A 14,247-nucleotide genomic window follows, 5' to 3' on the forward strand; every position below is an offset into this window, starting at 1 on the left:
TAATTTTATCTTCTGCCTGCCTTCCGGCAAGCCACCCTCTAACAGGATAATGTATTGCTCTTGCATATCTGTAGGCAAAACACTTAATCCATAGGGTAGCAAGTGACCGTGAATGACGTTCTACTGACTTCTGCTTTCTTCCTTCTAACTTTTACCTTTGCTATATGGCCCGCGACTACTATGAAATCCTGGGTGTCTCTCGTGACACTGACAAAGAAGAAATCAAACAAGCCTATCGCCGTCTAGCCCGGAAGTATCACCCAGATGTGAACAAAGAACCGGGGGCGGAGGATCGCTTTAAAGAAATTAACCGCGCTTATGAGGTACTCTCAGAACCCGAAACCCGCGCTCGTTACGATCGCTTTGGCCCAGAGGGTGTATCGGGTGCTGCTGGCGCGGGCTTTCAAGATGTCGGCGATATGGGTGGTTTTGCCGATATCTTTGAAAGCATTTTTAGTGGCTTTGCTGGCGGTATGGGTAATCCCACCCAACAAAGACGCCGCAGTGGGCCTGCGAGGGGTGATGACCTGCGGCTAGACCTGAAGTTAGACTTTCGGGAAGCGATATTTGGCGGCGAAAAAGAAATTCGCATTTCCCATTTAGAAAATTGTGAAGTTTGTAGCGGTTCTGGTGCTAAACCTGGAACCCGCCCTCGCACTTGTTCGACTTGTGGCGGATCGGCTCAAGTACGGCGTGTGACTAGAACACCCTTTGGCAGTTTCACCCAAGTCTCGACTTGTCCCACCTGTAATGGAACAGGGATGGTAATTGAAGATAAGTGTGACGCGTGTGATGGTAAGGGCGCAAATCAAGTCACAAAGAAACTCAAAATTACCATTCCAGCGGGGGTGGATAATGGCACACGTTTACGGATTTCTAGTGAAGGAGATGCCGGTCAACGTAGTGGCCCTCCTGGGGATTTATACGTTTACTTGTTCGTGAATGAGGACGAGGAATTCCAACGGGATGGAATTAATATTCTCTCGGAAATCAAAGTTAGCTACCTGCAAGCGATTTTAGGTTGTCGGTTAGAGGTAGATACAGTAGATGGCCCGGTAGAACTAATCATTCCAGCTGGAACTCAGCCGAATACAGTGATGAAGTTGGAAAATCGCGGCGTACCCCGCTTGGGTAATCCCGTAAGTCGTGGGGATCACATGCTGAATGTATTAATTGATATTCCCAATAAAGTCACCCCAGAGGAGAGGGAACTGCTGGAGAAGCTAGCTAAAATTAAGGGCGATCGCACTGGTAAAGGCGGTCTAGAAGGATTCTTGGGAAATTTATTTAAGTGATGATGCCCTCTTCTGTTTTAACTCCCGATGCTCAACTTGATTTACGCGGCACCCCTTGCCCGATTAATTTCGTGCGGACAAAACTACGTCTGGAGAAAATGCCATTGGGAGGTTTGCTAGAAGTCTGGTTAGACCCTGGTGAGCCGATTGAGCAGGTTCCTGATAGTTTGACAATGGCAGGTTATCAGGTGGAACAAATTACAGACTGCACTAGTTATTTTTCTCTGTTAGTGCGCCGTCCAGTTGCTAGCCAATGACAGGGGAAAATTTTGCCGCAACTGGACAGTTATTGGGTACGGTAGTGGCTGTACAGGCTAATTTTTACCGAGTACAGCTGGATCAAGAGGCAGGGGAGCAGAGGAGCAGGGGAGCAGAGGAGAAACTGAATTTAAATGCCTCTTTGCCCTCGCCTCCTCTGTTGCTTTGTACCCGAAGAACACGGCTGAAAAAAATTGGGCAACAGGTGATGGTAGGCGATCGCGTTGTGGTAGAAGAGCCAGATTGGGCTGGAGGCCGCGGTGCGATCGCTGAGGTTTTACCCCGTCAAAGCGAGTTAGATCGTCCGGCGATCGCCAATGTCAATCAAATTCTATTGGTATTTGCCGTTGCCGATCCACCTTTGGAACCTTATCAGTTGAGCCGATTTCTAATTAAGGCTGAGTCTACTGGCTTGGATGTGCTTTTATGCTTGAATAAAAGTGATTTAATTTCACCGCAGGAGCAACAAAAAGTTAGCGATCGCCTGCTCGGTTGGGGCTATGAACCAATATTTATCAGTGTTAAAGATGGTATTAATACTGAGCAAGCAGCCAGATATTTGAGCAATAAAATAACTGTAATCGCTGGGCCTTCTGGTGTAGGTAAATCCAGCCTGATTAATACACTAATTGACACGGCGAAGTTGCGAGTTGGAGAAGTTTCTGGCAAACTAGCTCGTGGTCGTCATACCACTCGCCATACAGAATTATTTGAGTTACCTAGCGGTGGAATGCTTGCAGACACTCCCGGCTTTAATCAGCCGGATATGGATTGTGTCCCAGAAGAATTAATCCATTATTTCCCAGAAGCAAGAAAACGGTTAGCAGTTGCTAGCTGTCGGTTTAGTGATTGTCTGCACCGAGACGAGCCTGAGTGTGTGGTGCAGGGAGACTGGGAACGATACGAACATTATTTAGAATTTTTGGACGCTGCGATCGCTCATAAAACTCAGCTACATCAACAAGCCGATCCAGAATCTACCATGAAGTTAAAAAGCAAAAGCAAAGGCAAAGGGCAGAGTCAATACGAACCCAAGTTAGAAAGTAAAAAATATCGCCGAATTTCCCGAAAGACTCAGTTACAGGACTTGCAAGAGTTATATCGGGATGAGGAATAAAGGAGTGTGAGCGCACTTCTATGCAAAGGTTGGTCACGATAGCATAGATACAAATAGAAAAAATATCTTGTATGTCTCAGCCCCTTGCCATCACCCCTAGTTTAATTGGATTGCAAATTGGCAATTACAGCAGCTAGAAGTTTATCGCCGAGAAGCTGCCCAATTAAAACTGATCGCAACCTTGTTGGCTGATGACGAAATCACATCACCACTTTTACCAGATTTCGGCGTTCGAGTTCAGCGTTTTTTTGGATAATTTTAGCGTAGGCGTAGCCCGCTGTAGGCAAAGAGCAGAGCCAGTACAAACCCAAGTTAGAAAGTAAAAAATACTGCCAGATTTCTCGGAAGACTCAGTTATAAATGACGTTTTTTTAAACCTAAGTGAGTCTCTCACAGAAACGCACGTTAACCCAGAATATTGCCGGGAGAAGAAGCAAACCCGAAATTGAGTAAGTCGGCGCTCAAAAGTCAATGTATATGAAGAAATATAAACTTGAAGTAGGGTGTGTTACGCCGTAGGCTAACGCACCTTGAATTGTTGAGGTAAGTTGGCTGAAAAATTGGCATAACGCTTACTAGCCAAAGGTCTTGAACCGGAATAAATATTTTCAGTGCAGGATTATACAATAAACAAATAGGCAGATTTTACAACTAGTTAACAACAAAAGACGATGGAGGTATAACAAATGTTGTACCCTCACAAGCACTGTAATTAACTCAATTGAAAACTATTCTTACGATCCCCATAAAGTCTTAAAATATTGTTAATTTCAGCCAAACCTCTCGACCTTCAACTTACAAGTATCACCCCAAAATCACTATGGCTATCGGCTACGTCGCGCTTGTACTCCACGCACATCTACCCTTCGTTCGTCACCCGGAAAGTGACTACGTGCTGGAGGAAGAATGGCTCTATGAAGCCATCACAGAAACCTACATCCCCTTATTGAAAGTATTTGAAGGCTTAAAGCGAGACGGTATCGACTTTAAAATCACGATGAGTATGACACCCCCTCTAGTGTCGATGCTTCGCGATCCTTTGCTTCAAGAACGCTACGAAGCACACTTAGCTCAACTAGAAGAACTTATAGCACTAGAAGCAGAACATAATGTCAACAACGGGCATCTTCGTTATTTAGCCGAACATTACGCGACTGAGTTTAGCGAAGCGCGTCAGCTATGGGAACGCTACGGCGGGGACTTGGTAACAGCTTTTAAGAAGTTCCAAGATAGTAACAACCTAGAAATTATCACTTGCGGCGCTACTCACGGCTATTTACCGTTGATGAAAATGTATCCGCAAGCAGTGTGGGCGCAAATTCAGGTAGCTTGCGAACATTACGAACAAACTTTTGGAAAAGCACCCAGAGGCATTTGGTTGCCGGAATGTGCCTACTATGAAGGTTTAGAGCGGATGCTAGCTGATGCTGGGTTACGCTATTTTCTCACTGATGGGCATGGCATTCTTTACGCCCGTCCCCGTCCCCGCTTTGGTACTTATGCGCCAATTTATACAGAAAGTGGTGTTGCTGTCTTTGGTCGAGATCATGAATCTTCCCAACAGGTATGGTCTTCTGAGGTGGGCTATCCTGGAGCGGCAGAATATCGAGAATTTTACAAAGATTTGGGCTGGGAAGCAGAATATGAGTACATCAAGCCCTATATTATGCCCAATGGTCAACGGAAAAATACGGGCATTAAGTATCACAAAATTACAGGCCGTGGCTTAGGTCTATCAGATAAGGCACTCTACGATCCTTATTGGGCTAGGGAAAAGGCCGCAGAACACGCTGATAACTTTATGTATAATCGAGAGCGGCAATCTGAGCATCTCTATGGTATAATGCAGCGCCCGCCAATTATCGTTTCGCCTTATGACGCAGAGTTATTTGGACATTGGTGGTATGAAGGCCCTTGGTTCATTGATTACCTATTCCGCAAATCGTGGTATGACCAAAAAACATATCAAATGACCCATTTAGCAGACTATTTGCGAGATCAGCCAACTCAGCAAGTGTGTCGTCCTTCGCAGTCGAGTTGGGGTTTCAAGGGTTTCCATGAGTATTGGTTGAATGAAACGAATGCGTGGATTTATCCGCATTTGCACAAAGCTGCTGAACGGATGATTGAAATCTCCCATCTGGAACCAGAAGATGAGTTGGGGGAAAAAGCATTGAACCAAGCGGCGCGGGAATTGTTATTAGCACAATCTTCCGACTGGGCATTTATTATGCGGACGGGAACGATGGTACCCTATGCAGTTAGACGGACGCGATCGCACCTAATGCGGTTTAATAAGCTCTATGAAGACGTTAAAATCGGCAAAGTTGACAGTGGTTGGTTGGAAAAAGTCGAGTTAATGGATAATATCTTCCCCGAAATTAACTATCGCGTTTACCGTCCGTTGTAGTCTCACAAAAAATAATCAACAGCTGTAAGGTGGGCATTGCCCACCTTATATTAGTAGTGAGGAGCGTTCGTTTATTTTACCAACAACAGAGCAAGCCTTAGTCTGTGTAAGGGTTTGTCAAATGCTGTCAAATCTTTACAAAGACATCCGCTTATTTCGATTTGACGACAAAACAGGGCAAGTTTACATGCTAGCTGGAGATGAACTCCAAGTCATTGTACTAAGTAATGGAATCTGGGATTTTGTCAATGAACCAGAATTATGAGCAAATGAGTTTTACAGAGTTGAGAGCTTACGTGGTGGAAAATCGCGAAGACATTGAAGCTCTACGTTTTTTAATGAGCAAACGTGACCCTAATTCTAAAGGCTATCCTATGCCTGTGACAGAAGCTGATATGCAAGCCCAGATGGAAATTATCAGGCGTAAGATTAATGGAGAACTTTGAGATTATTGTCTAATTCACTGCTGCTTAGTCCAAGTTCCTGTCGTTCGGCACCCAAAAAACGCTACCAGTGCCATCCACCGAGGTTCTACGGAATCAACCGATCTGCGCGTAGTTGCTCGAACAGGTCAAAAAACGACTCGTCCATTTTCTGGTATATGGAGAAGCCGCCTTCTCTTCGAGACACTAGGTAAACGCGCAGCCTCTCGTAGAGAAGAGCGCCAAGAGAAGAAGGAAAGAAGTTCACTAATCATTTAGGACGGCTATATTTTACATCCAGATTTGGATATTATTGTACAAAATTTTTCCATATAACTACTCTTTAAAGGGTAATTATAGGGAAAAATTCCATATAATTCTTGGTGTTATGCATAATTTTATTTTTCTGTACAACATCCTGAGAGTATTAAACGGAAAAATTCTGGATAAAATTGCTTGGGAAAGTCGCCCAAAAAAGCTGCTGGCTGGAATATATGCAGAATTTTAATTGACATACATTAGTATGTTTAAAACACTATAGGATTACTATTTGATTTTTGAACAACACATAGGGTGTGTTATCGCGAAGCGTAACGCACCATTTTCAAGGGTTTGGTGCGTTAGACTAAAGTCATAATGCACCCTACAAATACTTAATTTTTTTCAGAAATAAAACCGGATTTCCATAGTACATTACTTATTAATAGATTTTATTTAAAACACTTATTCTTCCAGAAGTTATTTTTGAAAAAGGTTTATTTTGTTTGTGTTTTTAAAGCATTTACGCTCAAATACTAGCAGTTAAGCCCCAAATTTTTAGGCTTTGTGTAACTAACATTAAAAAAGACAGGCAAGATGCCTGTCCTACAAGTAATAATTTAGCAAAGAATTTAGAAATTCATTTCAGCAGCTTGAACTTTCTCAACCTGCTTCTTCTTCAGCACCAGCATAACTTGAGCTAACATTACAAGAGCGATGAATGCAATCATCCATTTGACTCTGGAAGCGTCTTGTAATACGATTTCTGCATCTATTTGACCGAATCCACCGACGTTCGGGTTGCTGGTCAAAGCATCACCAGTTTTAACTGCTTGCCCTTCGGAAACAAGCAAGTCTGGCCCTAAAGGAATCGTATCAACGACAACATCACCCGATTCCGGTTGGATGTTGACTAGATATTTAACGTTACCGTCTCCATCTTCCTCTTTGGCAATCTTGGTAATTGTGCCAGTAGCGGAAGCGTTGTAAACAGCGTTATTGCTCTTTTCGCCTGTGGGATAAACTTGTCCGCGTCCCCGATTACCACCTACGTGAACTGAATATTTACCGAAGTGGATGTTTTTGTCGGTTGCGGGGTTGGGAGAAAGAACTGGGAAGACGATTTCCTGATACTGTTCGCCGGGTAAAGGACCGACGATGACGACGTTATCTTTGCCTTCGCTGTAGGGTTGGTAGAAAGTGTCGCCAACTTCTTCTTTAAGTTCTTCGGAAAGACGGTCTTCAGGAGCAATCTTAAAGCCTTCGGGTAGCATCAGTACTGCACCGACATTCAAGCCAACCTTAGAACCATCGGCACCAACCTGCTGGGCGCTTAGATCGTAGGGGATTTTCACCACAGCTTTGAATACAGTGTCAGGTAGCACCGATTGGGGAACTTCCACTTCTGTAACCTTGGCGGCTAGGTGACAGTTGGCACAAACAATTCGCCCTGTTGGTTCGCGGGGGGTTTCGGGATAGGTTTGCTGTGCCCAAAAGGGATAGGCGGCAGCTGATTGGGGAAGGGCTAGATCGCTGGTGAAGTAAAATGTCACAGTAGCGATCGCTATGAGCAATGTTTTTACAATTGCTCTAGCACTGCGAGTTAACCTCGCTGTTAGGAAAACATTTCTCATCTCTAATAAGGGCGACGATTGAATTAGTCATTAGTCATTGGTCATTAGGAGTGCTGAGTACTTAGTGCTGAGTGCTGAGTTAGGAGTTAGCAGTTAGGAGTTAGGAGTTAGGAGTTACTATTATCTCCTCTGCCCCTCTGCTTCTTCACTCCCTTACTCAGCACTCAGCACTTTGCACTCAGCACTGATTAACCCCACCAAGGTGCATCACCTGTGCGGAAGTCGGTTTCAGTCCAAGGGGTTAAAACGATTTTGTCGTCGGTTACGTTGGTATGGGCTAAAGCCAGAGACAGAGGTGCTGGGCCCCGAACAACTTTACCAGTTTCGTCATACTGGGAACCGTGACAAGGACACTTGAATTTGTTCTCAGCAACGTTCCAGGGGACGACACAACCTAAATGGGTGCAGATGGCGTTAATGCCATAATCTTTGATCGCCTCTTTGCTATCTACCACAATATAGGTAGGATCTCCCTTTAGTCCTTGGACTAGGTTGCGATCGCCTGCATTCCGGTTTTCGAGAAATTTAGTGACGCTAACATCATTACCTAACTCATCTTTTGCCGTTACACCGCCACCTGCGCCACCTGCTGCTGGTGGAATAAAGTACTTGACAACGGGATACAATGCACCCAGAGCCACTCCAGTGACAGTCCCAAAAGTGAGCAGATTCATGAACTGACGACGCCCCATATCGGGCACGTCTGCTGATTCAGAAAATTGAGCCATAATCTACGCGCTCTTTGTGTATTTTGTTAAGCATTTTGACAAAAGTACTAGTACTTGAGCAACTCTTGTCTAAGTCGAAATGCTAGCGCTCACAACGATGCCATCATTCTTTGTTCCAAGATATAAAAAGCATCTTTTCTGTTAGCATTACATTTCTTTATATCCTTATCATACTGGAGTCACGGAACTTAACATCATAACTAAATGTAAAATCTGATTGAGAAAAGCTATGACAGGACAGGAATTACGTCAGATATTGCTTGAGAAGTGGGGATATTCTTACGATGTCCAGTTTCGGCGGGCACAGGGAAAGATATTTTTGCAAGTCATGTGGAAATATCTGGAGCAAGCTTCTTTTCCCTTGAGTGAGGCGGAGTACCAAGAGCATCTTGACACCATTGCCAATTATCTTCATGCCTTGGGCGGATCAACACAGGTACAAACTTTTATTTCCCAAACACGCGATCGCCCCCGACTCGGTAAAGCTGTCAGTATTCCTCTAGATTTGGGCGATCGCGCTTCGGAATGGATATTATGAAACTGATTCAAGGCAATTTTCGTTGTCTGAATTTTCAACTTAAGAATAAGAATTAAATAACACACAATTTATGTCCGGGACTTACCTCACCCTCAATCCCTCTCCTTATAAAGGAGAGGGAAGCTAGATACAGAATGAAGTTTTGCATTTTATTTAATCCACGTTCCTTAGCTGAACTTTATCCAAAATTAAGAACTCGGTTTTCTTTATCTGACTTTTCACGTTATGTGGAAAAGTCCACCAAAAACCTAACCCCCTAACCCCCTTCCCAACGCGGGAAGGGGGAAAATTCAAAGTCTCTCTCCTTTGAGGCTCGGTAATTACCCCCCTTAATCCCCCCTTATAAAGGGGGGAAACAAGAAATCTAGTTCCCTCCCCAATATATCGGGGAGGGTTAGGGTGGGGTAAAACCTTGGGTTTTTCATCTATTTCAGACTTGTGTGTACACCGTAGCCTTAAAGGAAGAGAGAAATAGAAGTGAGGTTTTCCAGATGACCTGAATTGTCAGTTTCTTTATCCGGTAAAAACCCTGGCTTTTTGGCTTTTTAGCAAATACTTTTTGAAGGTCATCGATTATCGATGAACTTCAAAAAGTAAAACTACTCTCCCACGGAGGTTTAGCGATCGCGATCGTGTAACGACTCCGCAGGAGTATCGCTCTGTTGAAAAAAAACTTTTTGATTTTTAAATTCACAATTTTAATTATGCAATCACCAAATCCGATCTCGCCCTCCTCGATCGCGTCTATATTGACGGCTTTAAAAGTGTGCAGTGATGAATCAGTGTATGCTCCCGGTTATATTCAGCCATACGGAATGTTGCTGATGCTGCAAGAGCCACAGCTAACAATCTTGCAGATTAGTGAAAATGTGGAACAGTTTTTTGGGATTTCGGCAGAAGCATTGCTGGGTCAACCTTTACAACGGTTGTTTTCCCGCGCTCAAGTGCAGCGACTTGCTGGCTATCTGGCTGAAGATAACTTAGAGTTTTGCAATCCGTTTGAGCTAGAAACGCGACGGGTTGCCGAGACTGATGGGCAACAGAAAAACCAGGCATTTACAGGTGTAATGTACCGGATATTAGATGGGTTGATCCTGGAACTAGAACCTGTGCGATCGCTCAAAAGCATCGATTCAATCCAATCATATCACCGGATGCAAGCCGTGATCGCCAATTTCCGTAATGCCACTAGCCTGACGAATCTAGCTCAAACCCTTGCCAGAGAAGTCAAAACAATGACTGGCTTTGATCGGGTTATGATCTACCGCTTTCTCGCAGATGACAGTGGCGTGGTGATTGCGGAGGAGAAACAGAGGCATCTAGAAAGCTACCTGGGACTGCACTATTTGGCCATAGACATTGCCGAACCAGCCCGCAAGTTGTTTTGCCGCAACTGGATGCGATTCATTCCCGATATCAATTACACCCCTGTCTGCCTGATTCGCACCAACCATGCTTCGACGGATACACCCCTTGATCTGAGTAATTCTGTGTTACGAGGAGTGTTTCCGTGTCATATTGAATACTTACAGAATATGGGCGTTACTGGGTCGATGACGATTTCGTTGATCAACGACAAAGGACTTTGGGGATTAATTGCCTGTCACCACTACAGCCCGAAACTAGTGGATTATGAAACTCGCAAAGCCTGTGAATTTTTAGGACAGTTTGCCTCGATCGAGGTGGTGCATCAGCAAGACCGAGAATCGGATGTTTACCGAACGCAGGTGAAAGCGATTCAGGATGAACTGCAACAGACGTTATTGCAGGAGTCCAATTTTATTGAGCAAGTGTTGATCCGAAATACTTCTTACTTGCTTTCTCTAGTTCATGCTCAAGGAGCCGCGATTTTACTTGATGGTCATCTGACATTAGTTGGTCAAACGCCATCGGCTACCCAGGTGCAGGAGTTGGTGATGTGGTTGGTGCAACACAAGGGGGAACGAGTGTTTGCTACCGATTCCGTCTCACGTTTATATCCAGAAGCGGAGGCATTTAAAGATCAAGCTAGCGGCATTCTAGCAATTTCAATTTTATTCAACCATGCCAAACGAAAGTCTTACCACATTATCTGGTTTCGACCGGAGCAAATCCAGACGGTGAATTGGGCAGGCAACCCCCAAGATACGATAACAATCAACGAAATTGGAGAGATGCAATTGTCTCCTCGGAAGTCCTTTGCAATGTGGAAGGAAACGGTGCGGGAAACTTCCTTGGCTTGGGAGGTTGCGGAAGTGGAAGCCGCTACTGAGATGCGAAATACGCTGATGCTGGCAGTGCTGGAGTTTTCCCAGATTGCTCTAGAACAAGCCGCAGAACAAGCCGCGATCGCTAACCGCGCCAAAAGTCAGTTCCTCGCTAAAATGAGCCACGAACTACGGACTCCCCTGAATGCCATTTTGGGATTTACTCAGTTGATGAACCGCAGCGACAAAATTCCATCGGAGTTTCAAGAAGATTTAGGCATCATCAGCCGCAGTGGAGAATACTTGCTAACTCTGATCAACGATGTGTTGGAAATGTCCAAAATTGAAGCGGGTCAGTTACACCTAACAGAAAACTCTTTCGATTTGCATCAGCTAATCCACTCCATCAGAGATATGGTTGCCCTCGAAGCTTTAGACAAAGGAATTGATCTCAGAACAGAACAGCATTCCAGCGTTCCTCGCTATGTGTATGGTGACGAATCAAAACTGCGCCAAATTATCCTCAACCTCTTAAGCAATGCGATCAAATTTACGACAACAGGCAGTGTCACCCTGCGATTACAAGCTTTGAACGGGAGAGTTGATTCAATTTCTACCGATGATTCCAAACCAATCATCACCCTTCATCTGGAAGTTGAAGACACTGGATGTGGTATCGCTCAGTCCGATATCGAGGCTGTATTTCAAGCCTTCACGCAAACAGAATCAGGTCGGCAGGCTAAAGGTACAGGCTTAGGCTTATCGATTAGCCGTCAGTTTGCCCGTTTAATGGGTGGTGATATTACAGCGCGAAGCATCCTGAATCAGCAGTCAACCTTCATTTGTGAGGTTTTACTGACTCTAGTAAACTCAGTGGATATCATCGTGCCGGAAACAACTGGCGCTGTTATTGGTCTGGAACCGGGACAGCCCACTTATCGGATTCTGGTGGCGGAAGACGTTAAAGAAAATCGTCTGTTGCTCGTCAGGCTATTAGAATTAGTTGGGTTTGAGGTTCGTGCAGTCGAGAACGGAAAGGAGGCGATCGCTCTCTGGTCAGAATGGCACCCTCACTTGATTTTGATGGACATTCAAATGCCCGTGATGGATGGCTATGAAAGTACCCGGCAAATTCGAGGGATGGAGGGAGGTAAAGAGGTGGTGATTATTGCGGTGACAGCTTATGCCTTTGAGGAAGACTACACCACCAGCATTCAAACAGGCTGCAACGACCACATCACCAAACCATTTATAGAAGCTATCCTATTTGATCGAATTGCTCACTACTTGGGAGTCCGCTATCGCTACAGCGAAGAAGTTTTACCAGGGTTAGACCAGCAAACCTTACTTCATAAATCCCTAAGCGCCAAAGATTTACAGGTAATGTCGCCAGAGTGGATGATTCAGGCACATCAAGCAGCCTTGGATCTCAACGATACCGAACTCTACAATCTCATTGCTCAAATCCCCAACCAGGAGCAAATTCTTGCTAACGATCTGAAATCTCTGGTGGATAACTTCCAGATGGAAGCGATCGCAACTCTGACCGAAACAGTGCTGAGTGCTGAGTAACGAGTGCTGAGTTCCGAGTTCCTCGGCTTAGAGTTAAAAGACCGCCCACGAACGCTAGTGCGTCTTGCAGAGAGGGGCGGGGCTTTGCCCATTGGTGTCAACTTAACGTAAAAGCCGTGTCCCGCAAGGAACTGAAGTTCCTTGCTAATAGCGAAAGTCATCTGAAGATGACTAAAATATACCCAAAATCCTTAGTCTACTTCAGTAGACTTTAGCTATTAGCCCTGAAATTTATTTCTGGGCGGGTATTGAACAACGTACTTATTTAATTGATGAACATACTACGGAAAATTACTTAGAAATTCGTGAAGTTTCTACAGGTTTTGTGCTGACATCTATCGAAATTTTATCGCCGAAAAATAAACGACTAGGCGAAGGTAGAAAAGCATATCGGCTGAAACGCAAACAAGTTTTAGCTCGTCTTTCTCACTTAGTCAAAATTAATTTACTCAGAATTGGAAAACCTATGTTAATTTTAGGGAAAATTCCGTAACCAATTATCAAATTATTGCTAGCAGAAGTGAAACACACCCTTAAGCGAAATTATACGTATTTAGTGTCAGAGAAAGGATTTCCGTATTTCCACTACCTTTACAATCAGAAGATATAGAACCGATTGTAGATTTGCAATTTTTATTGCATGGCATATACAATCGTGCAAGATATTACTTAGCAGTCAATTATAATAAAGAACCAGTACTACCCCTAGAATCGGAACATGCTGTATGGTCTGATACCCTTTTACGCAAACAAGGGTTAAGAAATAATTAGTTTTTTAATATTCCCCATTCTCCTATGGTTAATTTACTTAAATCCCCTTCGGAAACGAATATCCTCGTCGTAGACGATACCCCCGATAATCTACGGTTGTTAGCCAAAATGCTAGAGTTGCAGGGTTATACCATCCGTAAATCCCTCAACGGGAGAATGGCATTACAAGCTGCCGAGCGACATCCCCCGGATCTGATTCTGCTTGACATTAATATGCCCGGAATGAATGGCTATGAAGTTTGTCAACAGTTGAAAGCATCAAAAATAACAGATCAAATTCCGATTATTTTTATTAGTGCCCTTGACCAAATCAATGATAAATTGCAGGCTTTTGAACTGGGTGGACAAGACTATATCACCAAGCCATTTCAAGAACTTGAAGTGCTAATGCGAGTCAAAAATCAGCTACTCATCAAACAGCAATACCAACAACTTCTTGAACAAAATCAAAGCCTAGAGGGTGAAATTCAGGAACGCCTGAAGGCTGAAGCAGAGATAAGGCAGCTATCTTTAACTGATGAATTGACAGGATTATATAATCGACGTGGTTTCTTTTGGCTGGCAAATCATCAATTCAAAATTGCCCGACGCACAGAAATATTTTGCTGTCTTTTGTTTGTTGATTTAGATGGTTTAAAGCAGATTAATGATTCTCTAGGGCATGAAATAGGAGACAGAGCGATCTTTGACACAGCCCAATTACTAAAACAAAGCTTCCGTGAGTCGGATATTGTTGCTCGTATAGGAGGAGATGAGTTTGTAGTATTTGTTTCTGTCTGCTCCCCAGGCAATACAGATGAATTTCGTCCGCGATTGCAAGAAAATATTGATCGCTTTAATCAAGAGCATAATTACTCATATCAACTATCCATAAGTGTTGGTGCCACCCAATGTGCTTTAAATGAAAACGTTTCACTAGAAGAATTGCTAGAAGAGGCTGACAAGCTAATGTATGAGCATAAACGCGCTAAACGCCTTGTAGATTGGAAGCAAAGGGAATGACAATTCAAAATTCAAAATTCAAAATTAAAGACATTTTGCCGTAAGAATTCACGAGT

General features: G+C 43.9%; 13 protein-coding genes. 11 read left to right on the forward strand and 2 right to left on the reverse strand.

All coding sequences use genetic code 11. The annotated features are described in order from the left end of the window. Positions 1–164: 164 nt before the first annotated feature. From dnaJ to V7K61_RS19260, 6 genes are all read left to right on the forward strand, one after another. On the forward strand, positions 165–1,295 hold the full coding sequence (gene dnaJ / locus V7K61_RS19230) for a molecular chaperone DnaJ (RefSeq protein WP_104909241.1): 1,131 nt from the start codon (positions 165–167) through the stop codon (positions 1,293–1,295). Next, the gene (locus tag V7K61_RS19235; protein WP_099102520.1) at positions 1,295–1,552 is read left to right on the forward strand and encodes a sulfurtransferase TusA family protein; all 258 of its coding nucleotides are present in this window, start codon (positions 1,295–1,297) and stop codon (positions 1,550–1,552) included. Before dnaJ ends, V7K61_RS19235 begins: the two co-directional genes overlap by 1 nt. After that, complete coding sequence (gene rsgA / locus V7K61_RS19240; protein WP_335055632.1) at positions 1,549–2,670, forward strand: small ribosomal subunit biogenesis GTPase RsgA; 1,122 nt, start codon at positions 1,549–1,551, stop codon at positions 2,668–2,670. The genes V7K61_RS19235 and rsgA overlap by 4 nt, the downstream gene beginning before the upstream one ends. A gap of 820 nt (positions 2,671–3,490) precedes the next feature. Then, on the forward strand, positions 3,491–5,080 hold the full coding sequence (locus tag V7K61_RS19250) for a glycoside hydrolase family 57 protein (protein WP_335055634.1): 1,590 nt from the start codon (positions 3,491–3,493) through the stop codon (positions 5,078–5,080). A gap of 73 nt (positions 5,081–5,153) precedes the next feature. Beyond that, on the forward strand, positions 5,154–5,345 hold the full coding sequence (locus V7K61_RS19255) for a DUF6888 family protein (protein WP_442936337.1): 192 nt from the start codon (positions 5,154–5,156) through the stop codon (positions 5,343–5,345). After that, a complete protein-coding gene (locus V7K61_RS19260; RefSeq protein WP_069070282.1) occupies positions 5,329–5,526 on the forward strand; it encodes a DUF6887 family protein in 198 nt (65 codons plus the stop codon). The genes V7K61_RS19255 and V7K61_RS19260 overlap by 17 nt, the downstream gene beginning before the upstream one ends. 866 nt (positions 5,527–6,392) lie before the next feature. On the opposite strand, the gene petA is transcribed toward V7K61_RS19260, so the two are convergent. Together petA and petC are read right to left on the reverse strand one after the other, a co-directional pair. After that, entirely contained in the window at positions 6,393–7,394 is a 1,002-nt protein-coding gene (gene petA / locus V7K61_RS19265) for a cytochrome f (RefSeq protein WP_181932931.1), read from the reverse strand. Positions 7,395–7,582: 188 nt separating this feature from the next. Then, entirely contained in the window at positions 7,583–8,122 is a 540-nt protein-coding gene (petC, locus tag V7K61_RS19270; RefSeq protein ID WP_335055642.1) for a cytochrome b6-f complex iron-sulfur subunit, read from the reverse strand. A gap of 229 nt (positions 8,123–8,351) precedes the next feature. Between petC and V7K61_RS19275 the strand changes: the two genes are divergently transcribed. The 5 genes from V7K61_RS19275 (at position 8,352) to V7K61_RS19290 (ending at position 14,191) form a co-directional block, all read left to right on the forward strand. Then, positions 8,352–8,660 (forward strand): DUF3067 family protein, encoded by a 309-nt coding sequence (locus V7K61_RS19275; protein WP_335055644.1) that lies wholly within the window; start codon positions 8,352–8,354, stop codon positions 8,658–8,660. A 704-nt stretch (positions 8,661–9,364) separates the two neighbouring features. Then, complete coding sequence (locus V7K61_RS19280) at positions 9,365–12,418, forward strand: ATP-binding protein (protein ID WP_335055646.1); 3,054 nt, start codon at positions 9,365–9,367, stop codon at positions 12,416–12,418. Between the two features lie 325 nt (positions 12,419–12,743). Beyond that, positions 12,744–12,911, forward strand: coding sequence for a DUF4058 family protein (locus tag V7K61_RS19285; RefSeq protein ID WP_335055648.1), 168 nt, complete (start codon positions 12,744–12,746; stop codon positions 12,909–12,911). 77 nt (positions 12,912–12,988) lie between these two features. Then, the gene (locus tag V7K61_RS34165; protein WP_442936338.1) at positions 12,989–13,189 is read left to right on the forward strand and encodes a DUF4058 family protein; all 201 of its coding nucleotides are present in this window, start codon (positions 12,989–12,991) and stop codon (positions 13,187–13,189) included. A gap of 24 nt (positions 13,190–13,213) precedes the next feature. Further along, a complete protein-coding gene (locus tag V7K61_RS19290) occupies positions 13,214–14,191 on the forward strand; it encodes a GGDEF domain-containing response regulator (RefSeq protein WP_335055650.1) in 978 nt (325 codons plus the stop codon). Positions 14,192–14,247 lie beyond the last annotated feature (56 nt).

It is taken from the genome of Nostoc sp. (genome assembly GCF_036918015.1).
Lineage (GTDB): Bacteria > Cyanobacteriota > Cyanobacteriia > Cyanobacteriales > Nostocaceae > Nostoc.

Excerpts from the sequence above, each read along its gene's own strand:
- dnaJ (WP_104909241.1), top strand. The coding sequence starts at position 165 with ATGGCCCGCGACTACTATGAAATCCTGGGTGTCTCTCGTGACACTGAC.
- V7K61_RS19235 (WP_099102520.1), top strand. The coding sequence starts at position 1,295 with ATGATGCCCTCTTCTGTTTTAACTCCCGATGCTCAACTTGATTTACGC.
- rsgA (WP_335055632.1), top strand. The coding sequence starts at position 1,549 with ATGACAGGGGAAAATTTTGCCGCAACTGGACAGTTATTGGGTACGGTA.
- V7K61_RS19250 (WP_335055634.1), top strand. The coding sequence starts at position 3,491 with ATGGCTATCGGCTACGTCGCGCTTGTACTCCACGCACATCTACCCTTC.
- V7K61_RS19260 (WP_069070282.1), top strand. The coding sequence starts at position 5,329 with ATGAACCAGAATTATGAGCAAATGAGTTTTACAGAGTTGAGAGCTTAC.
- petA (WP_181932931.1), bottom strand. The coding sequence starts at position 7,394 with ATGAGAAATGTTTTCCTAACAGCGAGGTTAACTCGCAGTGCTAGAGCA.
- petC (WP_335055642.1), bottom strand. The coding sequence starts at position 8,122 with ATGGCTCAATTTTCTGAATCAGCAGACGTGCCCGATATGGGGCGTCGT.
- V7K61_RS19275 (WP_335055644.1), top strand. The coding sequence starts at position 8,352 with ATGACAGGACAGGAATTACGTCAGATATTGCTTGAGAAGTGGGGATAT.
- V7K61_RS19280 (WP_335055646.1), top strand. The coding sequence starts at position 9,365 with ATGCAATCACCAAATCCGATCTCGCCCTCCTCGATCGCGTCTATATTG.
- V7K61_RS19290 (WP_335055650.1), top strand. The coding sequence starts at position 13,214 with ATGGTTAATTTACTTAAATCCCCTTCGGAAACGAATATCCTCGTCGTA.